At 72.8% G+C, this 23,080-nt stretch carries 22 protein-coding genes; 16 read left to right on the top strand and 6 right to left on the bottom strand.

What is annotated here, in order from left to right:
* Nucleotides 1-4: 4 nt before the first annotated feature.
* Nucleotides 5-310 carry a PLD nuclease N-terminal domain-containing protein gene (locus ABZ478_RS23910; RefSeq protein WP_359552553.1) on the bottom strand — a complete coding sequence of 102 codons (306 nt, stop codon included), beginning with the start codon at nt 308-310 and terminating at the stop codon, nt 5-7.
* A gap of 75 nt (nt 311-385) precedes the next feature.
* Between ABZ478_RS23910 and ABZ478_RS23905 the strand changes: the two genes are divergently transcribed.
* The 9 genes from ABZ478_RS23905 (at nt 386) to ABZ478_RS23865 (ending at nt 7,553) form a co-directional block, all read left to right on the top strand.
* Complete coding sequence (locus ABZ478_RS23905; RefSeq protein WP_359552551.1) at nt 386-1,843, top strand: menaquinone biosynthesis decarboxylase; 1,458 nt, start codon at nt 386-388, stop codon at nt 1,841-1,843.
* Nucleotides 1,840-2,742, top strand: coding sequence for a menaquinone biosynthesis prenyltransferase MqnP (gene mqnP / locus ABZ478_RS23900; RefSeq protein ID WP_359552550.1), 903 nt, complete (start codon nt 1,840-1,842; stop codon nt 2,740-2,742). Before ABZ478_RS23905 ends, mqnP begins: the two co-directional genes overlap by 4 nt.
* A gap of 68 nt (nt 2,743-2,810) precedes the next feature.
* Nucleotides 2,811-3,485, top strand: coding sequence for a UbiX family flavin prenyltransferase (locus ABZ478_RS23895; protein WP_359552548.1), 675 nt, complete (start codon nt 2,811-2,813; stop codon nt 3,483-3,485).
* A gap of 61 nt (nt 3,486-3,546) precedes the next feature.
* Nucleotides 3,547-4,002 (top strand): Lrp/AsnC family transcriptional regulator, encoded by a 456-nt coding sequence (locus tag ABZ478_RS23890; RefSeq protein ID WP_358928358.1) that lies wholly within the window; start codon nt 3,547-3,549, stop codon nt 4,000-4,002.
* A 38-nt stretch (nt 4,003-4,040) separates the two neighbouring features.
* The gene (gene mqnE, locus ABZ478_RS23885; protein WP_359552546.1) at nt 4,041-5,204 is read left to right on the top strand and encodes an aminofutalosine synthase MqnE; all 1,164 of its coding nucleotides are present in this window, start codon (nt 4,041-4,043) and stop codon (nt 5,202-5,204) included.
* Between the two features lie 32 nt (nt 5,205-5,236).
* Complete coding sequence (locus ABZ478_RS23880) at nt 5,237-5,893, top strand: UdgX family uracil-DNA binding protein (RefSeq protein WP_359552544.1); 657 nt, start codon at nt 5,237-5,239, stop codon at nt 5,891-5,893.
* A 16-nt stretch (nt 5,894-5,909) separates the two neighbouring features.
* Entirely contained in the window at nt 5,910-6,434 is a 525-nt protein-coding gene (locus ABZ478_RS23875; protein ID WP_359552542.1) for a GNAT family N-acetyltransferase, read from the top strand.
* Nucleotides 6,435-6,544: 110 nt separating this feature from the next.
* Entirely contained in the window at nt 6,545-6,844 is a 300-nt protein-coding gene (locus tag ABZ478_RS23870) for a DUF4229 domain-containing protein (protein WP_359552540.1), read from the top strand.
* A gap of 58 nt (nt 6,845-6,902) precedes the next feature.
* Nucleotides 6,903-7,553, top strand: a complete 651-nt coding sequence (locus tag ABZ478_RS23865) for a TetR/AcrR family transcriptional regulator (protein WP_358928347.1) — start codon at nt 6,903-6,905, stop codon at nt 7,551-7,553.
* A gap of 36 nt (nt 7,554-7,589) precedes the next feature.
* Here the strand turns inward: ABZ478_RS23865 and ABZ478_RS23860 are convergent, their stop codons facing one another.
* Both ABZ478_RS23860 and ABZ478_RS23855 read right to left on the bottom strand, forming a co-directional pair.
* Nucleotides 7,590-8,456 (bottom strand): MaoC/PaaZ C-terminal domain-containing protein, encoded by an 867-nt coding sequence (locus ABZ478_RS23860; protein ID WP_359552539.1) that lies wholly within the window; start codon nt 8,454-8,456, stop codon nt 7,590-7,592.
* A 1-nt stretch (nt 8,457) separates the two neighbouring features.
* Complete coding sequence (locus ABZ478_RS23855) at nt 8,458-9,759, bottom strand: 3-oxoacyl-ACP reductase (RefSeq protein WP_359552537.1); 1,302 nt, start codon at nt 9,757-9,759, stop codon at nt 8,458-8,460.
* Nucleotides 9,760-9,850: 91 nt separating this feature from the next.
* Here ABZ478_RS23855 and ABZ478_RS23850 point away from each other — a divergent pair, with 91 nt between their 5' ends.
* From ABZ478_RS23850 to ABZ478_RS23830, 5 genes are all read left to right on the top strand, one after another.
* A complete protein-coding gene (locus tag ABZ478_RS23850; RefSeq protein WP_359552535.1) occupies nt 9,851-11,149 on the top strand; it encodes an acetyl-CoA C-acetyltransferase in 1,299 nt (432 codons plus the stop codon).
* Between the two features lie 258 nt (nt 11,150-11,407).
* Nucleotides 11,408-13,351, top strand: coding sequence for an AMP-dependent synthetase/ligase (locus tag ABZ478_RS23845; protein ID WP_359552533.1), 1,944 nt, complete (start codon nt 11,408-11,410; stop codon nt 13,349-13,351).
* Nucleotides 13,352-13,616: 265 nt separating this feature from the next.
* Nucleotides 13,617-14,453 (top strand): hypothetical protein, encoded by an 837-nt coding sequence (locus ABZ478_RS23840; protein WP_359552531.1) that lies wholly within the window; start codon nt 13,617-13,619, stop codon nt 14,451-14,453.
* 87 nt (nt 14,454-14,540) lie between these two features.
* Nucleotides 14,541-15,335 carry an AfsR/SARP family transcriptional regulator gene (locus ABZ478_RS23835; protein WP_359552529.1) on the top strand — a complete coding sequence of 265 codons (795 nt, stop codon included), beginning with the start codon at nt 14,541-14,543 and terminating at the stop codon, nt 15,333-15,335.
* 144 nt (nt 15,336-15,479) lie between these two features.
* Nucleotides 15,480-18,527, top strand: coding sequence for a BTAD domain-containing putative transcriptional regulator (locus tag ABZ478_RS23830; RefSeq protein WP_359552527.1), 3,048 nt, complete (start codon nt 15,480-15,482; stop codon nt 18,525-18,527).
* Between the two features lie 414 nt (nt 18,528-18,941).
* Here ABZ478_RS23830 and ABZ478_RS23825 read toward each other — a convergent pair whose 3' ends face one another.
* The 3 genes from ABZ478_RS23825 to ABZ478_RS23815 all read right to left on the bottom strand — a co-directional run bounded on the left by ABZ478_RS23825 (nt 18,942) and on the right by ABZ478_RS23815 (nt 20,080).
* Nucleotides 18,942-19,142: a hypothetical protein gene (locus tag ABZ478_RS23825; protein WP_359552525.1), complete on the bottom strand. Its 201-nt coding sequence runs from the start codon at nt 19,140-19,142 to the stop codon at nt 18,942-18,944.
* Between the two features lie 166 nt (nt 19,143-19,308).
* Nucleotides 19,309-19,695, bottom strand: coding sequence for a hypothetical protein (locus ABZ478_RS23820; protein WP_359552523.1), 387 nt, complete (start codon nt 19,693-19,695; stop codon nt 19,309-19,311).
* Nucleotides 19,696-19,876: 181 nt separating this feature from the next.
* Entirely contained in the window at nt 19,877-20,080 is a 204-nt protein-coding gene (locus ABZ478_RS23815) for a cold-shock protein (RefSeq protein ID WP_003974443.1), read from the bottom strand.
* A gap of 287 nt (nt 20,081-20,367) precedes the next feature.
* On the opposite strand from ABZ478_RS23815, the gene ABZ478_RS23810 reads away from it, so the two are divergent.
* Together ABZ478_RS23810 and ABZ478_RS23805 are read left to right on the top strand one after the other, a co-directional pair.
* Entirely contained in the window at nt 20,368-21,216 is an 849-nt protein-coding gene (locus ABZ478_RS23810; RefSeq protein WP_359552521.1) for a menaquinone biosynthesis protein, read from the top strand.
* A gap of 70 nt (nt 21,217-21,286) precedes the next feature.
* Nucleotides 21,287-23,077 (top strand): serine/threonine-protein kinase, encoded by a 1,791-nt coding sequence (locus tag ABZ478_RS23805; RefSeq protein ID WP_359552519.1) that lies wholly within the window; start codon nt 21,287-21,289, stop codon nt 23,075-23,077.
* Nucleotides 23,078-23,080: the final 3 nt, after the last annotated feature.

Genomic DNA, 23,080 nt, shown 5'->3' with positions numbered 1-23,080 from the left:
GGGATCAGTCGTTCCCGGGATCGTCCCGCTCGAGGGACTTCAGGAACTCGGGGTTGTCGTCGGGCGCGACCCAGCCCGAGTCCGGGTGCCGCTCGGCGGGCGTGCCGCTGTTCGCGGCGGCCGGCTGCCGGACCCTGCCGGTGATCAGCCAGGCGACCGGGCCCACCAGCACCCAGCCGAAGACCAGGACGATGAGCAGCCACACGCCCTTCGGCAGGTGGCGCACCTCTTCCTCGGGGGTGTTGAGGCAGTCGACGAAGGCGTAGATCCACAGCGCCAGCACCAGCAGGACGGGCAGATACCTGAGCATGTCGTGCGATCTCCCGAAGGTGTGGGACGGCCCCGGTGACGAACCCAGGCTATCGGGTGACCGATACTGAGAGGCATGGCTTACGACGATCTTCGCTCCCTGCTCAGGGCGCTGGAGCGCGAGGGAGACCTCAAGCGCATCAAGGCCGAGGTCGACCCGTACCTGGAGGTCGGGGAGATCGTCGACCGGGTCCAGAAGGCGGGCGGCCCCGCGCTGCTGTTCGAGAACGTGAAGGGCTCCGCGATGCCCCTCGCGATGAACGTCTTCGGCACCGACCGGCGGCTGCTGAAGGCGCTGGGCCTGAAGTCGTACGGCGAGATCTCCGAGAAGATCGGCGGGCTGCTGCGGCCCGAGCTGCCGCACGGGTTCGTGGGCGTGCGCGAGGCGTTCGGGAAGCTCGGCGCGATGGCGCACGTGCCGCCGAAGAAGGTGAAGCCCGACCACGCGCCGGTGCAGGAGGTCGTGCTGCACGGCGACGAGGTGGACCTCGACCGGCTCCCGGCGCTGTTCACCTGGCCGGAGGACGGCGGGTCCTTCTTCAACCTGGGCCTGACCCACACCAAGGACCCCGAGAGCGGCATCCGCAACCTCGGCCTGTACCGCCTGCAGCGACACGACAAGCGCACCATCGGCATGCACTGGCAGATCCACAAGGACAGCCGGAACCACTACCAGGTGGCGGCCCGGCGCGGCGAACGGCTGCCCGTAGCCATCGCCTTCGGCTGCCCGCCCGCCGTGACCTACGCCTCCACCGCCCCGCTCCCCGGTGACATCGACGAATACCTGTTCGCCGGGTTCGTGGCGGGCAAGCGAATCGAGATGGTCGACTGCAAGACGGTCCCGCTCCAGGTTCCCGCGGGCGCCGAGGTCGTGCTGGAGGGCTGGCTGGAGCCCGGCCAGATGCTCCCGGAGGGCCCGTTCGGCGACCACACCGGCTTCTACACCCCGCAGGAGCCGTTCCCGGCGCTGACCATCGACTGCGTGACGATGCGCAAGCGGCCGCTGCTGCAGTCGATCGTGGTCGGCAGGCCGCCCACCGAGGACGGCCCCCTCGGCCGCGCCACGGAGCGCTTCTTCCTGCCGCTGCTGAAGATCATCGTCCCGGACATCGTGGACTACCACCTGCCCGAGGCCGGCGGCTTCCACAACTGCGCGATCGTCTCGATCGACAAGAAGTACCCCAAGCACGCGCAGAAGGTGATGCACGCGGTCTGGGGGGCACACATGATGTCCCTGACCAAACTGATCGTGGTCGTGGACGCCGACTGCGACGTGCACGACCTGCACGAGGTCGCCTGGCGCGCCCTCGGCAACACGGACTACGCCCGCGACCTCACCGTCGTGGAGGGCCCCGTCGACCACCTGGACCACGCCTCCTACCAGCAGTTCTGGGGCGGCAAGGCGGGCATCGACGCGACGAGGAAGTGGCCCGAGGAGGGCTACACGAGGGACGGCGGATGGCCGGAGATGGTCCTGTCGGACCCGGATACGGCGGCCCTGGTGGACCGCCGCTGGAAGGAGTACGGCCTGTGAGCAGCGCCTCCGCGGCACTACCGCGGCCGGGACGCACCAAGGCGTTCCTGCGCCTGGTGATGATCGAGCACTCGGTCTTCGCGCTCCCCTTCGCCTACATCGCGGCCCTCACCGCGATGTTCCAGCTCGACCGGAACATCCACTGGGTCCGGCTCCTGCTCGTCACGGTCTGCATGGTGGGCCTGCGCACCTTCGCGATGGCGGTCAACCGGATCATCGACCGCGAGATCGACGCCCGCAACCCGCGCACGGCCCAGCGTGAGCTGGTCACCGGCGCGATGTCGGTGCGGCACGCCTGGACCGGCGCGCTGGTCGCGCTCGTGGTCTTCCTGGGCGCTGCGGCCCTGCTGAACCCGCTGTGCCTGGCCCTGGCCCCCATCGCGGTGATCCCGATGGTGGTCTACCCCTACGGCAAGCGGTTCACGAACTTCCCGCAGGCCATCCTGGGCCTGGCCCAGGCGATGGGCCCGGTCGGCGGCTGGCTGGCGATCACCGGCGAGTGGTCCTGGAACGCGGTGGTCCTCGGCCTCGCCGTCGGCGTCTGGATCGGCGGCTTCGACCTGATCTACGCCTGCCAGGACGTCGAGACCGACCGCCGGATCGGCGTCAGGTCGGTCCCGGCCCGTTTCGGCATCCCGGCCGCCATCTGGGGCGCCCGTTTCTGCCACACCGTCACCACGGCCCTGTTCGTCTGGTACGGCCTCGCCACCCACGCCGGCGCGTTCTTCTGGCTGGGCCTGGTCGTCGTCGCGGGCGCCTTCGGTTACGAGCACACCATCGTCCGCCCGCACGACCTGTCCCGCGTGAACAGGGCGTTCTTCAGCGTCAACGGTTTCATCGGTATCGCCCTGTTCGTGTGCGCGCTGCTGGACCTGCTGGTGCGGGGTCTGACGGTCTGAGCGGGGACGTCGCCGCGGTCGGGCCGACCCGTCCTGAACACGGTTCGGTCCGCCGGTACGCTCAAGGTGTGAACGCAGGAGAAACGCAGCGCGCGCCTTGGATCGTGGGGGTGTCCGGAGCTTCCGGTACGCCGTATGCGGCAGCCGTGCTGCGGGCGCTGCTGGACGCCGGCGAGGCGGTCGACCTGGTGGTCAGCCGGGCCTCGCGGCTGACGCTGCTGGACGAGACGGGGATCTCGTTCCGGGACGCGCACTGGCAGGAGGACCTGCGGGAATGGCTGGCCAGGGGGGCCGACGGCAAGCCCGGGACGTTCGAGGTGGACGTCAGCGGGGTGCGGTACTGGGGCGCGGGGGACCTCGCGGCGGGACCGTCCTCGGGGTCGTACCCGGCGCGGGGGATGCTGATCGTCCCGGCGTCCACGGCCTGTGTCGCCGGTGTCGCCCTCGGCCTCTCCAAGGACCTGCTGCAGCGCGCGGCGAGCGTCACACTGAAGGAGCGCAGGCCGCTGGTCGTGGCCGTACGGGAGACCCCGCTGAACGGCCAGACCCTGCGGCACATGGTCGCGCTGGACGACGCCGGCGCGAGCGTGGTGCCGGCCTCGCCCGCCTTCTACGCGGGCGCCACCCACATCCAGGATCTGGTGGACTTCGTCGCCGGGCGGGTGCTGGACGCGGCGGGCGTCGGGCACGGCCTGTACCGGCGCTGGAAGGGCGAACTGGGCGGCGGCGCAGCGGGCCGCTAGCGGGGCAAGTCGCAGTACCTCTCATCACTTCGGGAAATCTTCAGCGGAAGGCTTCGATCGCATGGACGCGGTGGACAGGCAGCTCATCCAGGCCCTGAGGGAGAACGGCCGGGCCTCCTACGCGGAGCTGGGGCGCCTCGTCGGCCTGTCGGGACCCAGCGTCACCGACCGCATCAACCGGCTGGAGGCGGCCGGTGTCATCACCGGGTACCGCGCCACCGTGGACTCGGCCTCCCTCGGCCTCGGCGTGATCGCGCTGATCGGCATCTCGCTGTCCGACGCCGCCGACCACGAGGACGTGGCCCAGCGGCTGCGGGACCTGACGGAGATCGAGGACTGCTGGTTCATCGCCGGCGACGACTCGTTCATGCTCAAGGTGCGCTCCACGGACGTGGACGGCCTGGAGAAGACGATCCGGCGGCTGAGCGGCACCAAGGGCGTCTCCCGGACCCGTACCACGGTCGTGCTGTCCACGAAGTGGGAGAACCGGGTCGGGGAGCTGCCCGAAGAGGTCTAGGGATACCGTTGGTCGGGCTGTCGGAGAAAGGTGTTGGCATGGACGTCGGGCTCAAGCGCGAGCTGGAGGAGAAGGTGCGGGCGGGCGTCCGCCTGTCCCGCGAGGACGGCATCGCGCTGTACGAGTCGGACGACCTGGCCTGGCTGGGCGGGCTCGCGCACGAGGTGCGCACCCGCAAGAACGGTGACGTGGTCCACTTCAACGTCAACCGGCACCTCAACATGACCAACGTGTGCACGGCCTCCTGTGCCTACTGCTCCTTCCAGCGCAAGCCGGGGGAGAAGGACGCGTACACGATGCGCATCGAGGAGGCCGTCAAGCTCGCCAAGGCGATGGAGTCGGAGAACCTCACCGAGCTGCACATCGTCAACGGCCTGCACCCGAACCTGCCGTGGCGGTACTACCCGCGTTCGCTGCGCGAGCTGAAGGCCGCCCTGCCGCATGTGTCGCTGAAGGCCTTCACGGCGACGGAGATCCACCACTTCGAGACCATCTCCGGGCTGAGCGCCTCCGAGATCCTCGACGAGCTGATCGACGCCGGCCTGGAGTCCCTCACCGGCGGCGGCGCCGAGATCTTCGACTGGGAGGTCCGGCAGCACATCGTGGACCACCGCACCCACTGGGAGGACTGGTCCCGCATCCACCGGCTGGCGCACGAGAAGGGCCTGAAGACCCCGTGCACCATGCTCTACGGCCACATCGAGGAGCCCCGGCACCGCGTCGACCACGTGCTGCGGCTGCGTGAACTGCAGGACGAGACCGGCGGGTTCCAGGTCTTCATCCCGCTGCGCTACCAGCACGACTTCGTGGACATGAAGGACGGCAAGGTCCGCAACCGGCTCCAGGCGCGCACGCAGATGGCGACCGGCGCCGAGGCGCTGAAGACGTTCGCCGTCTCCCGGCTGCTGTTCGACAACGTCCCGCACGTGAAGGTGTTCTGGGTGATGCACGGGGTGCAGACCGCCCAGCTCGCCCTCCAGCACGGCGCCGACGACATGGACGGCTCGGTGGTCGAGTACAAGATCACCCACGACGCCGACAACTACGGCACCCCGAACAAGCTGACCCGCGAGGACCTGCTGGACCTGATCCGGGACGCCGGCTTCCGCCCGGTGGAGCGCAACACCCGCTACGAGATCATCCGCGAGTACGACGGCCCCGACCCCCTGCGCCGGGAGTCCCCGCAGCCGATGCGGGTCTGAAGCACCTGCGGCCCCCGGGGTACCCGGGGGCCATGAGCCCGAGCGGCAGCGGCCCCGAGGAGCGGTACACCGCCGCCCCCTTCGTCGGAGGGGCCGGCCTTGACGGGCTGCGCCGGGCCGCGGCCGACTGCCGGGGCTGCCCCCTGCACCGGGACGCCACCCGGACCGTCTTCGGGGCCGGCAGTGCCGATGCCCGGGTGATGCTCGTCGGGGAGCAGCCGGGCGACCAGGAGGACCGGGAGGGCAGGCCGTTCGTCGGGCCCGCCGGGCGGCTGCTGGACCGCGCGCCGGCGGAAGCCGGCCTCGACCCGGCGGACGCCTACGTCACCAACGCCGTCGAGCACTTCAAGTTCGCCCGGGCCGAACCGCGCAAGCGGCGGATCCACAAGGCGCCCAGCCGGCGGGAGACAACGGCGTGCGGGCCCTGGCTCGCGGCCGAGCCGGCCCTCGTGCAGCCCGAGCTGATCGTGGTGCTCGGCGCCACGGCCGGCAAGGCGCTGCTCGGATCGTCGTTCCGGGTGGGCGAGGTGCGCGGCACCGTGCTGGAGCGGGAGATCCGCGGGCGGCCGGAACGGCTGGTCCCGACGGTGCATCCGTCGTCGGTGCTGCGGGCGCGGAACGAGGACCGCGAGGCGGCGTACGAGGGCCTGGTGGCCGATCTGAGAATCGCCGCACACGTACTCGGGTAATAGATACACTCGCCCTATGCCCCTTACCTTCACATTCGACCCGGCGATCACCCCTGCCCTCCACAAGGGCGTCCTCACGCTGTGGACGGACGTGACCAACGCGGGCGGGGCCGTCGGGTTCGTGCCCCCGGTGACACGGGAGGACATACGCCCGGCACTGGTCAAGCAGCTCGCGGCGCTGGCCGGCGGCGGCATGCGGCTGCTCGTCGGGCACGACGAGGCGGGCGGGGTGGCCGCCACCGCCTTCGTCTCCTTCAACACGCACCGGCTGCAGACGCACTGGGTCTGGCTCTACACGGTGATGGTCCACCCGGCACACCAGGGCAAGGGGTACGGACGCGAGCTGATGGCGGCCGCCGAGGACGCGGTCCGCGGCTTCGGCGGCATCGACGCGATCCGGCTCGGCTGCCGGGGCGGCCACGGCCTGGAGCACTTCTACGCCTCCTGCGGCTACAAGGAGGTCGGCCGGGTGCCCGGCGCCATCCGCGTCGCCCCCGACGACCACCGCGACGACATCACCATGCTGCTCCCGCTGACCTGAGGCGCCGGTGGCCCCCGCGACCCCCCGCGAAGATCGCCCGTCGGGCGTGCTTCACTGGACGATGCACCCGATGGGATTTCGGACCGTACGACACGGAAGAGTGGATTGAGATGCTCCGCTACACGCTGATGCGCCTCGGCATCTTCGCCGGCTGCCTCGTGGTCGTCTGGGGAGCCGTCTACTCCGGCATCTTCCCGCGCGGCTTCGGCAACTCGAACCTTCTGTGGGTACTGCTGCTCGCGCTGGTGCTGTCGGCGCCGATCAGCTGGGTGGTGCTGCGCCGCGAGCGGGAGCGGGCCTCGGTGCGGATCGTGGACCGGGTGGACCGGATGAAGGCCAACCTGGACTCCAACCGCAACCAGGAGGACGGGGCGGACGACATCACCCGGGCGCGGAGCCAGGCCTCCTGACCCCCTCGGCCGGCCGATACGCGCCGGCCGCCCCGGCGGCACAACTAGGCTTCTCCCCATGGGTGCCGTGAAGACCAAGCGGATGCCGCGTGCGGTGCGGGAGCAGCAGATGCTCGACGCCGCCGTACGGATCTTCGGCCGGCGCGGGTACATGGCCGCGTCGATGGACGAGATCGCCGAACTGGCGGGCGTCTCGAAGCCGCTGGTGTACCTCTATCTGAACTCCAAGGAAGACCTCTTCACGGCGTGCATCCGCCGGGAGGCCCGGGCCCTGTCGGAGGCGGTCCGCACCGGCGTGCGCGCCGACCTGCCCGCCGACCGCCGGCTCTGGGACGGGCTCCGGGCGTTCTTCGCGCACACCGCCGAGCACCCCGACGGCTGGGCCGTGCTGCATCTTCAGGCCCGTACCCACGGCGAGCTGTTCGCCGCCGAGGTCACCGCGATGCGCGAGGAGATCGTCGCGTTCGTGACCCGGCTGATCGCCGTCGCGGCCCGCGAGGCCCACCGTGATCCGGACCTCGCCGAGCGTGAGGTCGCCGGGCTCGCCGAAGCCCTGGTCGGCGCCGCCGAGTCCCTCGCCGCCTGGGCCAACGCCACCCCGGGCACCACGGCACGGCAGGCGGCGGCCACCCTGATGAACTTCGCCTGGGCGGGTCTGGGCGACCTGATGCAGGGCCGGCCCTGGAGCCCGCCGCGCTTCGAGGACTGAGGCACTGAGCCCGGACGGTGGACCCTGCGGCTTCGGTTACGGCGTCAGCGTCCGCACCTCACCGGTCAGGTGCTGCCGGTCCCCGGCCCCGCGCAGTTCGAAACGGCCGGTGCCGTCCGTGCCGTAGGTCACCGTTCCCGGCAGCGGCACCGGCGCCCGGAAACGGGCCTCGATCCGGGCCGCCTCGGGCGTGCCGTGGGCGGCCAGGCAGCGGGCCACCGTCCACATGCCGTGCGCGATGGCGCGCGGGAAGCCGAAGAGGCGCGCGGTCAGCGGGTGCAGATGGATGGGGTTGCGGTCCCCGGAGGCGGCGCCGTACCGACGGCCGAGGTCGTCGGGGAGCCGCCACTCGGCGGCCGCCGGAAGCGGTGGCCGCCGCTCCTCGTCGGGCCCCGGCGCCGCACCCGACCCGGCGCCGGCCCGGTGCCGGGCGAGATAGGTGCTCCGCGACTCCCATACGGCGTCCCCGCCCGCCCGCAGCTCGGTGACCACCGTGGCCTCGGTGCCGCGCCGGTGCGGGGCGAGACCGGCGATGTGGACGGTGAGTTCGTACTCCCCGGTGGCCGGCAAGCCGGTGCGGCGGACGATCCCGATCGAGGTGTGCACCAGGCCGAGCAGCGGCAGCGGGAAGTCCCGGCCGCTCATCAGCCGCATGGCCAGCGGGAAGCCGAGGACGTGCGGGTAGGTGACGGGCAGCGCGTCCGCGTCGTCGGCGCCGGGGGCGAAGCCGCAGACCCGTTCGTAAGCGGCCAGCCGGGCCAGGTCGACGCGCAGGCCGGGCAGGACCAGCCGGTCCCGCGGGAAGTCCGCCTCCGGGGACGGGCGTTTGAAGGGCGAGCGCAGCGCGCCGCGGGCCAGCAGCGGGGCCAGCGCGGGGGCGGCGGACAGGGTCACGGCGGTCATCTCAGGCTCCCAGCAGGCTCTGGCCGCACACGCGGACGACCTGGCCGTTGACCGCGCCGGAGGACGGGTGGGCGAGCCAGGCGGTGGTCTCGGCGACGTCGGCCGGCAGGCCCCCTTGCGCGAGGGAGTTCATCCGGCGGCCGGCCTCCCGGATGAACAGCGGGATCGCGGCCGTCATCCGGGTCTCGACGAACCCGGGCGCGACCGCGTTCACGGTCACCCCGTGCTCCGCCCGCGCGCGCGGCGCGAGGGACCGCACGAGGCCCACGACACCCGCCTTGCTCGCGCCGTAGTTGGTCTGCCCGGCGTTGCCCGCGAGCCCGGCGATGGAGGCGGTGGCCACGATCCGGCCGCCGGAGCGCAGCGCGCCCTTGGCGAGCAGGGCGTCGGTGATCCGCAGCACGCCGGCCAGGTTCACCTCCAGCACCGAACTCCAGCGGTCCGCAGGCATGTTGACCAGCCGGCGGTCCCGGGTGATGCCCGCGTTGTGGATCAGGGCGTCCAGTCCGCCGGGGAGGGCGTCGGCGATGCGCTCGCCCGCGTCGTCGGCGGTGATGTCGAGGGTGAGGGCGGTGCCGCCGAGCCGCTCGGCGACCCGGCGGGCGTCCGCCTCGGCGGCGGGCACGTCGAGCACGACGACATGGGCGCCGTCCCGGGCCAGCGTCCCGGCGACGGCCTCGCCGATCCCGCGCGCGGCACCGGTGACCAGCGCGGTCCGCCCGGCGAGCGGCTTCGCCCAGTCGGCCGGGGCGGTGGCCGGCCCGGCGCCGACCTCGACCACCTGGCCGCTGACGTAGGCCGACTTGGGCGAGAGCAGGAAGCGCAGGGTCGACTCGGCGGCGGCAGCGTCGGTCAGCCGGACCAGGTTGACGGTCCTGCCCCGGCCGATCTCCTTGCCGAGCGAGCGGGTGAGACCCTCCAGCGCCTGCTGGGCGGCGGCCTGGTGGTGGTCGGCGGGGTCGAGCGGGGCGCCGAGGACCAGGACCCGGCCGCTCGGCGCGACGGACCGTACGACGGGATGCAGGGCCGCGTGCACCTCGGCGAGCGCCCCGACGTCCCGTACGCCGGTGGCGTCCAGGACGACGGCGGCCGGGTCCCGGTCACCGGCGGTGAGGCCGGTGCGGGCGAGGACGGGGGCCGGGTCGAGGCTGGAGTCCCCGGCCGCCAGATGCAGCAACGGGCCGTCCAGCGACGGGTGTTCGGCCGACCAGCGGCGCAGCTCGGCCGGCTGGGGCAGACCCAGGCGCCGGGCGAGGAAGCGGCCCGGTGCCGTGCCGGTGAAGCTCAGGTAGCGGTCGGCCATGTCCAACTCCCGTGGGACTCGGTCAGAATTGCTTACTCTGGAGTAAGGTTACCGGAGGTAAGCCTACGTCACGGCTGAGGAGCAGGTCGAGATGAGTCCCCCCGCAACCCCGTCCGAACAGCCCCGGGCGCGACGCGTCGCGGTGATCGGCGGCACCCGCCTGCCCTTCGCCCGCTCCGACGGCCCCTACGCCACCGCCTCCAACCAGCGGATGCTCACCGCGGCCCTCGACGGGCTGGCCGAGCGGTACGGCCTCGACCGGCCGGGCGCCGTGGGCGAGTTCGTGGCCGGCGCCGTCCTCAAGCACAGCCGGGACTTCAACCTGGCCCGCGAGACCGTGCTCGGCTCCCGGCTGGACCCGCGCACCCCCGCCTACGACATCCAGCAGGCCTGCGGCACCGGACTCCAGGCCGTCATCGCCGCCGCCAACAAGATCGCCCTCGGCCAGACCGAGTCGGCGGTCGCGGGCGGCGCCGACACCGCGAGCGACGCGCCCCTCGGCGTCAACGACCGGCTGCGCCGCATCCTGCTGGAGGCCCGCCGGGCGAGGACCGCGGGCGCCCGGCTGAAAGCCCTCGCCGGGATCCGCCCGGGACACCTGGTCCCCGACATCCCGCGCAACGCCGAGCCGCGCACCGGGCTCTCGATGGGCGAACACGCGGCGGTGACCGCACGCGCCTTCGGCATCACCCGGGAGGCGCAGGACGAACTGGCCGCCACCAGTCACCGGCGGCTGGCGGCGTCGTACGACCGGGGCTTCTTCGACGACCTGGTCGTCCCCTTCCGCGGCCTGGACCGCGACCAGAACCTGCGTCCGGGCTCCACCCCGGAGAAACTCGCCGCTCTGAAGCCGGTGTTCGGCCTGAGCGGCCCCGGGCCCACCATGACCGCCGGCAACTCGACCCCGCTCACCGACGGCGCGGCGCTCGTCCTGCTGGCGAGCGAGGAGTGGGCCGAGGCGCGCGGTTTCCAGCCCCTCGCCTTCCTCGCCGCGTACGAGACGGCCGCCGTCGACTTCGCGCACGGTGACGTGGCGGGCGGCGAGGACGGCCTGCTGATGGCCCCGGCGTACGCGGTGCCGCGCCTGCTGGAGCGCACCGGTCTCGGCCTGGACGACTTCGACCTGATCGAGGTCCACGAGGCCTTCGCCTCCCAGGTGCTGGCCACGCTCGCCGCCTGGGAGGAGCGGGGGCTGCCCGCGGTGGACCGGGCCCGGCTGAACGTGGCCGGGTCGTCGCTGGCCACCGGGCATCCGTTCGCGGCGACCGGGGCGAGGATCGTCGCCACCCTGGCGAAGCTGCTCGCGGAGCGGGGCGGTCCCGGCAGGGGACTGATCTCGGTCTGCGCGGCGGGCGGCCAGGGCGTGACGGCGATCCTGGAACGCCCCTGAGATCACCGGTCGATGGGGTGGGGGGCGAGTGTGAGCCAGGGAACATGAACGTCTCTCACATGATCTCCGAGGATGCACACCCCCGTTCCCGGACCATCCCGGAACCCGCACAAGCCCCCCACAGCCGAGCCGTACGATCACGAGCCTGACCGCCGGTAACCCCTTACCGCGGGACAGCCGCCGGTGAACGCCTCGCCGCCCGAGGCACGTACGTCAGGCAGCAAGCAGTTCTCCGCTGCACGCCCGAGGAGCCGCCCCGTGTCCACCCCGTACCCGAGCCCCCCTGTCTCCTCCGGCGCCCCCGTCCAGGCCACCGACTACGACGGCCTGCCGGTCCTGGTGGAACCCGAGACCCGGAGGCTGGACGGTGCCGTACGGGAGGCGTACGTCCCGCCGTTCGCGCCGCCGGTGCGGCACGGCTCGCTCGCGGAACTGCCGTTCGAGAACGCCGAGGCCGACCCCGGCGCCGTCGTGCTCAGCCGCAGGACGGACGGCGGCCGCTGGACGGACGTGACGGCGGCGCAGTTCGCCGCGCAGGTGCTCGCGGTGGCCAAGGGCCTGATCGCGTCGGGGCTGACGCCGGGCGACCGGATCGCCGTGATGGCCCGCACCCGGTACGAGTGGACGCTGCTCGACTTCGCCGCCTGGGCGGCCGGCCTGGTCACGGTCCCGGTCTACCCCACGTCCTCCGTCTTCCAGACCCGCTGGATCCTGCACGACTCCGGTGCGGTCGCCCTGATCACCGAGACCGGCGCCCAGGCCGCCGCGATGGGCCCCGAACTGGAACGGCTGCCGGACCTCGGGCACCTGTGGGTGATGGAGCAGGGCCACGTGGACCGGCTCGCGGAGCTGGGCGCCGAGGTGCCGGACGGCGAAGTGGCCGTACGGCGCGGCATGCTGAGCCCCGACACCCTCGCCACGCTCATCTACACCTCCGGCACCACCGGCCGGCCCAAGGGCTGCGCCCTCTCGCACGGAAACTTCTTCGCCGAGGTCGACAACGCCGTCCAGCTCCTCCACCCGGTCTTCCGGACCGGCTCGGCCGAGGAGGCGTCGGTCCTGCTGTTCCTGCCGATGTCCCACGTCTTCGGGCGGATGGTGGCGATCGCCTGCGTACGCGCCCGGGTCCGGCTCGGGCACGCGCCGAGCCTGAAGGCCGAGGACCTGCTGCCCGACCTCGCCGCCTTCCGGCCGACCTGCCTGCTGACCATCCCGTACATGCTGGAGAAGATCTTCAACTCCGCGCGGGCCAAGGCGGAGGAGGGCGGCCGGGCCGCCGCCTTCGACCGGGCGACCACGGTGGCCGTGCGGTACGGCGAGGCGCTCGAGGCCCGGCAGACCGGCACCGGAAGCGGCCCCAACCGGGCGCTGCGCACGACCCGTTCCTTCTACGACCCGCTCGTCTACCGGCGCATCCGCAACGCCATGGGCGGCCGGGTCAAGTACGTCATCTGCGGCGGCTCACCGCTCGGCCGCCGTCTGGCCGCGTTCTACGCCGGCGCCGGGATCGAGGTCTTCGAGGGGTACGGCCTGACCGAGACCGCCGGCGCCTCCACGGTCACCCCGCCGCTCAAGCCCCGGCTGGGCACGGTCGGCTGGCCGCTGCCCGGCACCCGGGTGCGGATCGCGGCGGACGGGGAGATCCTGCTCGCCGGTGACCATGTGCTGCGCGGCTACTGGGATCCGCAGGCCGGCGGAGTCGTTCCCGCCACCCGGGACGGCTGGCTGCCCACCGGCGACATAGGCGAGCTGGACGACGAGGGCTACCTGACCATCACCGGCCGCAAGAAGGAACTGCTGATCACGGCCGGCGGCAAGTCGGTGGCCCCGGCGCCGCTGGAGAACTGGCTGCGCCAGCACCCGCTGATCTCGCAGGTCATGCTCGTCGGCGACGGCCGGCCGTACGTCGCCGCGCTCATCACCCTCGACCCCGACGGCATCACCCACTGGCGCCAGATGAACGGCAGGCATCCGGTGCCGCCGGAACTCCTGGTCGGTGACGCCGAGCTGGAAGCCGTGCTGCAGCGTGCCCTGGACGAGGCCAACAAGCTGGTGTCCCGCCCCGAGTCGATCCGCAGGTTCGCCGTGCTGCCCGTGGACTTCACCGAGGAGGCGGGCCAGCTGACCCCCTCGATGAAGCTGCGCAGGGAACGGATCACGCAGGACTTCGCCGGGGAGGTCGAAGGCCTCTACGCACGCTGACGCGTTCGGCGCGAGAAGCGGGGAAACGGCCGGACAGGGCGCTGACCGGCTGCTCTGTCCTTGCCGGGAAACCGCCCCCGGCAAGTGCCCGGGTACCGGTAGCGTACAAGGCGGGTCCTGTGGTGCCCACGGTTCGTCAACCCCCCTCAGAAGTACACGTTCCGGGCACTCGCACCACCTCGGGAACCGGCCGGGACCGGATCGGTATCGGCCGCTCGTAGCCTGCCTTTCCACCCCCGCCTACTCCGTCCCCCCGAGCAGAGGCATGAAAGAACACAACGACGTACGCCGGATCTTCCTGCTGAACCCGGACCAGCGCCTCGTCCGCCAGGCCGCGCGCGCGGGAGTCCAAGTGCGCTCCATACGAGCCGACGCCACGGACGAGGCCGCACTGCGCGAACCCCTCGCCGAGGCCGCCGAGGCCGGGCTGTGCGTCAACCCGGCCCGTGCCCTCGTCATGCTGTCCGACCCGGCCGCCGTGCAGCGCCTCGTCCGCGACAACCGGCTCTCGCCCGGCGGCACCGAGGTGGCCCCCGGCGACCTGCGGCTGACCGTGGAGACGCTGAGCGTGCACGGCATGCACCAGGCCGTCGCGATCGTCGCCCGCACGCCCTACGGCCTGCTCCACCCCGCGCCCCTCACGGCCGACACCGCCGCCGAGGTACGCGCGGTGGTCACCGCACTGCTGGACCTGACCGGATACCAGTTCGGTCCGGCCCACTCCAGCGTCGCCCTCACCTCGCGCGGCCCGGTGATCACCGGCTGCCGGGCGGGTCTCGGCGACGACCCGGTGCCGGAACTGGTCAAGGCGGCCGGCGGGCTGGACCTGGCGGCCGGGGCGGTGGAGGTGCTGGCCGGGCGACTGGTCGACACGGTGCGGCCCAACCGCTTCGCCGCCGCCGCGCTGATCAGCCCGCCGTGGCGGCTGGCGGAGGCGGAGGTGGGCGGCCTGCCGCACGTCCGCTACGTCTCACCGCCCGCGGCGCCGCACCCCGGCCACCTCGTCGTCGGCGCCGACTCGCCCGATGTGGCGGCCCGGCGGGTGGCCTCACTACGGGCGCTGGTCGTCGGTGACGACACCCGGCCGGGAACGGACCGGTAACGATCCGGTAGCCGCGCCGCGCACTGTTGATACGTCGCCGGAAGAAGGACGACGACGCCAGCGACATCAACGGGAGGCGGAGTCAGGATGCTGAAGTTCTCGATCCTCGGGGCCCTGCAGATCCGTACCGTGTCCGGCCCCGCGGAGATCTCCGGCGACCTGCAGCGCACCCTGGTGCAGACTCTGCTGATCAGCGAGGGCCAGCCGGTTTCCGGGGAGAGCCTGGTCGAGGAGATGTGGGGGGACGCGGTACCCGACAACCAGGCCAACGCCCTGCAGGCGCACGTCAGCCGGCTGCGCCGCAAGCTGCGCGGCCTGGAGCCGGGCCGGGCGGGTTCCAGGGTGACCATCCACCCCTCGGGCTACCGGCTCGTCGTGGGGGACGGCGAACTGGACGCCGCCGAGTTCGTCCGGGCCGTACGGCACGCCGAGTCGTCCCGCGGGGGCGACCCGGCGTACACCGCCCGGCTGCTCGGCGACGCGCTCGCGCTGTGGCGCGGCCCGGTCTTCGGCGGGTTCGCCTGCGGAACCCTGTGCCAGCTGGCGGGCGCCCGCTACGACGAGTACCGGATGCGCGCCATGGAACTGCGCTTCGACGCCGAGCTGCGGCTCGGCCGGCACGCGGCGGTCCTCGCCGAGCTGACCGAGGCGCACACCAACCACCCGCTGCGGGAGCGGTTCTGCGAGCAGCTCATGATCGCCCTGTACTGCTCGGGACGGCAGGCCGACGCCCTCGACGTCTTCCGCCGCATGCGCCGCCACCTGGACGATGAACTCGGCATCCAGCCGTCGCCCGCCCTGCGCCATGTGGAGAGCGCCATCCTGTGCCACGACCCGGCGTTGGCCGGCGATACGCGGACCGTTATCCCGCAGCTCGCCTGAAGATGGTCTGGCTTTTGGCGCAGACCAAGGGATAACCCTTGTAACGTGAAGTCGTCTTCCGACGTGACAGGTTCGGGGTACAACCTAGGATTGTCCCGAACATGCGGGGGCTGAGCAGTACGACGGGGTGGGGGGACGGGTTACGTGGAGTCGGCGGCATCCGGTCTGCCTCTCGTGCGCTTCAACATCCTCGGTTCGCTGGAAGGGTGGCACGGCGACCGGCGGCTGAGACTCGGCAGCCCCACCCAGGAAAGGGTGCTGGTCACGCTGTTACTGGAGCCGGGACGCATGGTGCCCATGCCCCGGCTGGTGACCGCCGCCTGGGAGGACGAGCCGCCGCAGACCGCCGGCCACCAGATCCGCAAGGCCGTCGCCGCGCTGCGCACCCGCATCCCCGGCGGCTCCTCGCTGATCGTCACCGACGGCGCCGGGTACCGGGCCGTGCTCGAAGAGGAGCAACTGGACCTGCACGAGTTCGGCCGGCGCGCGCGCGAGGCGCGGCAGGCGGTGGCCGCCGGACGGCCCGCCGAGGCGGTCGGTCATCTACGGGCCTGCCTGGACCTGTGGCGCGGCCCGGTCATGGCGGGCGCGGGCGGCCCGGTGATCTCCGCGGCCTCCGCCGCCCTCGAGGAACGGCACATGGCGGTCGCCGAGCAGTACTTCGAGCTGCAGCTCGAACTCGGCGAGTCCGGTGACCTCGTCGGGCCGCTGCGCGAGCTGGTCACCGCGCACCCGCTCCGGGAGACGCTGCGCGGACGCCTGATGCTCGCCCTGTACCGGGCCGGCCGGCAGGCGGAGGCGCTGGAGGAGTTCGGCCGGATGCGCGAACTCCTGGTGGAGGAACTGGGCATCGACCCGGGCGCCGAACTGACCCGGCTGTACGAGGCCATCCTGCGCGACAGCCCCGAAGTGGCCCCCCGGGTGCCCCAGTCGGTGGCCGACCGCGCCGCCCTGCTCGTGCCCGCACCGCCGGCCCAGCCGTCCGGGTCCGAGCCGGCGCCCTGCACCCTGCCCTACGACCTGCCGGACTTCACCGGCCGGGACGCGGAACTGGCCCGGTTGCTGAAGGCGGGCCGGGCGTCGGCCGCCGAGCGCACCCGGATCGTCGGCGTGGACGGCATGGGCGGCAGCGGCAAGACCGCGCTCGCGGTGCACGCCGCCCACCAGCTCGCCGCCGATTACCCGGACGGTCAGCTCTTCGTCGACCTGCGCGGATTCAGCCCCGGCGAGAAGGCCCAGGAGCCGGGCGCCGTGCTGCACTCGCTGCTGCGCACCCTCGGCGTACCGGACGACCGCATTCCCGACGACCTGGAGAGACGCACCGCCCTGTGGCGAAGCGTTTCCGCGCAGCGGAAGCTGCTGCTCCTGCTGGACAACGCCGCCGACGCCGCACAGATCCGGCCACTGCTGCCTGCCTCCGAGGACTCCCTGGCGATCCTCACCGGCCGGGTGCGCATGCTCGATCTCGACGCCGCCGAGTGGCTCTCCCTCGGGCAGCTCTCCGCCGACGACAGCACCACGCTGCTCAACCGGATGCTCGGCGACGAGCGCACCGCCGCCGAACCCGACGCCGTCGCCCTGCTGGCCGACCTGTGCGGCGGTCTGCCCCTCGCCCTGCGCATCACCACCGCCCGGCTGCGCAACCGGCCCCGCTGGACCGTCCGGTACCTGGTCGACCGGCTCGCCGACGAGACCCGGCGGCTGCGCGAGCTGAGCGCCGGGGAACGCAGCGTCGAGGCCACGCTCAGGCTGTCGTACCAGGCGATGGAGGAGGACCAGCGCGTCGCGTTCCGGCTGCTCGGGCTGCATCCGGGGAGCACCATCGACGTCCACTCCGCCGCCGCGCTGCTCGGCACCGGCGTCCATGACGCCGAGGACGCCCTCGAACTGCTGCTCGATGCCCATCTGCTGGAGCAGCACGAGGCGGGGCTGTACGGCTTCCACGACCTGGTGCGCACCTACGCGATGAGCGTGCGGGAGGCCGAGGACGACGAGGAGGCCGCGGTCGAGCGGCTGGTGTCGTACTACACGCTCGCCACCGACGTGGCCTGCGAGACGCTTTTCCCCGGCCGCAGCCGCTACGGCGACCCGCCCGCCTCCGGCGGCCCCGAGCTGCCCCGGCTGGACGGTGACGAGGGGGCGCTGCGCTGGTTCGACCGCGAGTACGACGCACTGCTCGCGGTCGCCACCCAGGCGGGCACCCGGGGGCTGCACCGCTATGCGGCGCTGCTCGCCCGCAACCTGCTCTTCTACCTCGATCTGCGCGGTGACTACGAGGAGTTCCGGGTGGTCGGCCGCATCGGCGTCGGCGCCTGCCGGCAGCTCGACGACCCGGCGCTGCTCAGCATCAGCCTGGGCAACCTGGCCGTGGGCCACTGGTGGCTCGGCGACTTCCAGGACGGCATCACCACCGCCCAGGAGGCCCTGGAGCTGGCCTCCGCCGACGACCGGCGGGGCGAGGCGATGTGCATCGACGTCCTCGGCCTGCTGCACGGGGCGCTCGGCAACTTCGACGAGGCCCGCACCTACCTCGTCCAGGGCATCGCCCTGCACCAGGAGCTGGGCTCGGCCCGGATGGAGGCGCAGGCCCTGGACAACCTCAGCACGGTGGAGACCTGGTCGGGCCACTACGCCGAGGGCGCCCGGTACGCGGCCCGGGCCACCGAGCTGAACCGCAGCCTCGGCGACCGCAGCAACGAGATCGCCTCGCTCACCTGGCTGGCCCTGGCCCACCTGGGCACCGACGAGGACGAGCGGGCCCGCGCCTGTCTCGCACAGGCCCTCGAACTGTGCGACGAGTCCCGCAAGCCCGCCAACGTGGCCGTCGTGCTGGCCCACTGGGCGCAGGTCTGCCAGCGGCTCGGCGAGGTGCGCTCGGCCGCCGAACACGCCGAGCGGGCCCTGGAACTGGTCTCCGCCGAGGGCACGGCGCTGCGGCAGGCGTCCGTGGTCAACGTCGTCGCACTGGTTCACCTGCGGCGCGGCGCGCCCGAGCGGGCGATGGAACTGCACCGCCACGCCTACGAGCTGGCGTCCCGCCTCGGCTACCGCATCGAGATGGCCCGCGCCCTGCTCGGCCTCGCGGAAGCCGCCCACGAACTGGGCGACGACCCGGCGGCCCGCACCCACCAGCAGGCGGCGGAAGACCTCTACGACGCGATGGGCGTGACCCGGGAGGGCCGCCGGCTGTAGCCGTGGCCGCACACGGCCACATGGCCGGACAGCGGGCCCGCGGCCGACCGGGTGCCCGTGGCCGAACCGATGCCCCGGCCCCCGGCAGACCCCGCGGCTGCCCGGTGGCCCCCACGCGGCCGGCCGGCCCCGCGGTTCGCCGGCGGTCACGGGGCGGCCGATCGGCTCCGCGGTACCGATGGACCCCGCGGTGGCCGGCCGGTAGGTATCGGGACCCGCCGGTGGCTCGCGGTCCGCCGGCCACCCGGACCCGGCCGGCCACCCGGACCCGGCCGGCCACCCGGACCCGGCCGGTAGGACCGGTGGCCGGACAGTGGCCCCCGCGGGGGCCGTTCATGTGAAACGGCACCGGTGGGGTGGGGCCCGGCCGGTGCCGTTCGCTGATGGGGTGTGCGCCGCGGGGCGCGGTGGGGGTCAGCCCTGGGTGAAGCCGGGGCCGTGTCCGTTGGCCAGGGCCGGGGCGTCCGCCTGGTGGCCCGTGAAGCCGGCGGCGACGTGCACCAGGGCGTCCTGCACACCGGTCGCCGGAACGGCCGCGGCGGTACCGAGTGCGAGGACACCGGCGCCGGTGAGCGCGGCCAGAACCGTCTTCGTACGCAGTGCGATGGTGCGCATGTCGTGACTCCCCCTGGGTATACGGATCGGGACCTGGTCGCCGGTCTCTCTCCCCGGCGCCGCAACCGATGCTGGGGGGAGCCGATCCCCATGCCGTCCCCGCCGGTTACCGGCACAGGTCGCGCTCCCGGTACTCCCGGTTTCAACCGCTCACGGGGCCCCCGAGTCACCCTCGAACATGCGTAGTGACCTGGGCGGACTTCCGGGCGAGGAGGTAGGCCCGCGACACCGATTCACCGAGGCGCTCCTCCGGTTCGCGCACCGTGCGCGAGGTGAGGGCGGATCCCGCTTCCCGGAGCAGCCGCGTCATGTCCTCGGGGCGGCGCCGGTGGAAGCCCGGAGTCACCGGATGACCCCAGGGGCGCTCGATCCGGAGCGGCCGCTCCCCGGCCTGGAAGGCGAGCGGCAACTGCCCGCCGGGGGCCAGTACCCGGTGGAGCCCGGACAGCAGGGCGGGCAGCTCGTCGGCCGGGGTGTGGATGGTCGGGCAGTAGGCCCCGGCCAGGAACGGGAATGTAGCCGTGACCACTGGCAGGCCCGCGATACCGGTCACGCGACCCGTTCCCCTCGGCGCCCGCCCGAGGGGGCCGGTGCGAGGCGCAGACGAGGGGCGGACGCGCCGGGAATTCGCCGGGAATTCAGGAAAGCGCCGGCCGGGAAAAGGCAGGAGCCCCGTCGCCGTACGGCGTGGGGCTCCTTGGGTACTGCACTCAGGTTCTGCGATCAGGTAGTGATCAGACGGGGGTGACGTTCTCCGCCTGCGGACCCTTCGGGCCCTGCGTCACGTCGAAGGAGACCTGCTGGTTCTCCTCGAGCGAGCGGAAGCCCTGCGCGTTGATCGCGGAGTAGTGAACGAAGACGTCGGGGCCGCCGCCCTCCTGGGCGATGAAGCCAAAGCCCTTTTCGGCGTTGAACCACTTAACGGTTCCGGTAGCCATAAGCCCTCCTTGGGCTCAAAAGGGTTGCCCTGCTCCAGAACCTGCACGTGCGAAACGGTGCTGCACAACTGCATTCGTCTGAAAACGACGAGAGCCCGCGGTCACATGCTCCGCAGGCTCTGTACTGCAAGGGAAACCAAACTGCAACTTGCGGCGAGCCTAGCACGCAGGCAGCCGGAAGCAATAGAGGTCAAGATCACTTCACCCGAATGTTTGAACGCCCACTCGAGTGGGTTGACGGTGGGGCCGGTCTCAGCACCGTACCGCAAGGGGTCTAGTCTCGCGATGTGGACAATTCTCGCACCCGGCCGCGCGTCGGCCACATCCAGTTCCTGAACTGCCTGCCCCTCTACTGGGGGCTCGCGAGAACCGGCACGCTCCTCGATTTCGAGCTGACGAAGGACACCCCGGAAAAGCTCAGCGAGCAGATCGTGCGCGGCGACCTCGACATCGGGCCGGTCACCCTCGTGGAGTTCCTGCGCAACGCGGACGACCTCGTGGCCTTCCCGGACATCGCCGTCGGCTGCGACGGCCCGGTGATGTCCTGCGTGATCGTCTCCCAGGTCCCGCTCGACCGGCTGGACGGCGCCCGGGTCGCCCTCGGTTCGACCTCGCGCACGTCGGTCAGACTGGCCCAGCTGCTGCTGGCGGAACGCTTCGGCGTCCAGCCGGACTACTACACCTGTCCGCCCGACCTCAGCCTGATGATGCAGGAGGCGGACGCCGCCGTCCTGATCGGCGACGCCGCCCTGCGCGCCAACCTGATCGACGGCCCCCGCTTCGGCCTGGAGGTGCACGACCTGGGCGCGCTGTGGAAGGAGTGGACCGGGCTGCCGTTCGTCTTCGCGGTCTGGGCGGCCCGCCGCGACTACGCCCAGCGCGAGCCGTTCATCACCCGCAAGGTGCACGAGGCCTTCCTCGCCTCCCGCAACCTCTCGCTGGAGGAGGTCGGCAAGGTCGCCGAACAGGCCGCCCGCTGGGAGTCCTTCGACGAGGCCACCCTGGAGCAGTACTTCACCACCCTGGACTTCAGCTTCGGCGGACCGCAGCTGAAGGCGGTCGCCGAGTTCGCCCGCCGGGTCGGCCCGACGACCGGATTCCCGGCGGACGTGAAGGTGGATCTGCTTCAGCCGTAATCGCCGCGGCACTACGCTGCGGGCAGTGAGGCGCCCGGGGGAGAGGCGTTACGGGGGAGAGGTGCACGCCATGCAGCCGCTCGGAGCCGACGAACCGGCCGCCGTCGGGCCCTACCGGCTGCTCGGCCGGCTCGGTTCCGGCGGCATGGGCCGGGTCTATCTGGGCCGCAGCGCGGGCGGCCGCACGGTCGCTGTGAAGATCGTGCACCCGCACTTCGCGCTGGACGAGGAGTTCCGGGCCCGCTTCCGGCGGGAGGTCGAGGCCGCCCGCCGGGTCGGCGGTGCCTGGACCGCGCCCGTCCTGGACGCGGACCCGGAGGCCGCCGTGCCCTGGGTCGCCACCGCCTACGCGGCGGGCCCCTCCCTCGCCGCGGCCGTCACGGACGGCGGTCCGCTGCCCGCGCGGACCGTACGGGCCCTGGGCGCGGGCCTCGCCGAGGCGCTCACCGCCGTCCACGAACTGGGCCTGGTGCACCGGGACGTGAAGCCGTCCAACGTGCTGCTGACCCTGGACGGCCCGCTGCTCATCGACTTCGGCATCGCCCGCGCCACGGACGGTACGGCGTCCCTGACCTCGACCGGCGTCTCCGTCGGCTCGCCCGGCTACATGTCCCCCGAGCAGATCCTCGGCAAGGGCGTCACCGGAGCGGCCGACGTCTTCTCCCTCGGCGCGGTGCTGGCCTACGCGGCGACCGGTGAACCCCCGTTCCCGGGCGACTCCTCGGCCGCCCTGCTGTACAAGGTCGTCCACGAGGAACCCGAACTCAACGGTCTGACGGGCGAGTTGCGCGAGGCGGCGGCCGCCTGTCTGGCGAAGGACCCGGCGGCCCGCCCGGCCCCCGCGGAACTGGCCCGCCGGCTCGCCCCCGAGGGCACCGCCCGCCTGGTCGCCGGCGGCTGGCTGCCCGGCGCGCTGGTGGAACGGGTCAGCCGGAGCGCGGTGAGCCTGCTCAACCTGGAGACGGCCGAGACCGCCCCGTCCGGCCCGGTGGGCTTCAGCAGCCCCTCGGTGGCCGGGACTTCGGACGCCGCGCACCGCACGCGGGGGACGGACCGGACGGCGCAGCCCGGACAGGCGCCGTCCGGGGGTCGCCCGGCCCCCGTCGCGGGCGTGTTCGGGCCGGCCCCGTCGATGACCCCGCCCCCGCCGCCCGGTGTCCCGGCTCCGCCGTCCGAGGCTCCGTACACCTCCCCGGCAACTCCCGTCGCGCGGCCGGGCTCCGGGGGCGGGGAGCCGTCCACCGGATCCGGGCCGCGCGACGAGCGACCGGCTCCCGGCAGGGTCACCGTGAGCGTGGCGGCGACGTCGACACCGGATGGGAAGGGACGCGGACGGCGGGTGAGCTGCACCGTCGCGCTGGCCGTGGCCGCAGCGGCGGCCGCCGCGGCGGTGGGGCTCGGGGCGCTGCTCCGGCCGTGGGCCGGCGGCGACCACGACACGGCGGGCAGCGCACCGCGGGGCTCCCACTCGGCCACCGGGGCACCCGACGCGAGCGGCGGAACGCGGGGCGCGATCCCGGCCCGCTACCTCGGCACCTGGGAGGGCCAGGCCAGCGGACTGGGCGGCAGCCTGCCCATGGGCACCTTCCGGCTCACCGTGCACGAGGCGGCCGTAGGCAAGGAACTGGGCCGGCTGCGGCAGACCGACCAGCTCGGCGGAGTCTGCGTCGACATCCTCACCCTGAAGCAGGTGACGCCGTCCCGGATCGTGGCGACCTCGACCGGCGCGAAGTCCAACCACGCCGGCTGCGACCCGGCGCCGCATCCCGTGGAGCTGACGCCGGTCGGCGACGACCTTCGTTACACCTCGCAGAGCGCGGCCGAGGGCGATCCGGTGGCCCGGATGTCGAAGGCCGACTGAGGT

Origin of the sequence: Streptomyces sp. NPDC005706 (assembly GCF_040631045.1) — a bacterium.
Taxonomy (GTDB): domain Bacteria; phylum Actinomycetota; class Actinomycetes; order Streptomycetales; family Streptomycetaceae; genus Streptomyces.
This window is presented reverse-complemented; position numbering and strand designations above follow the sequence as displayed.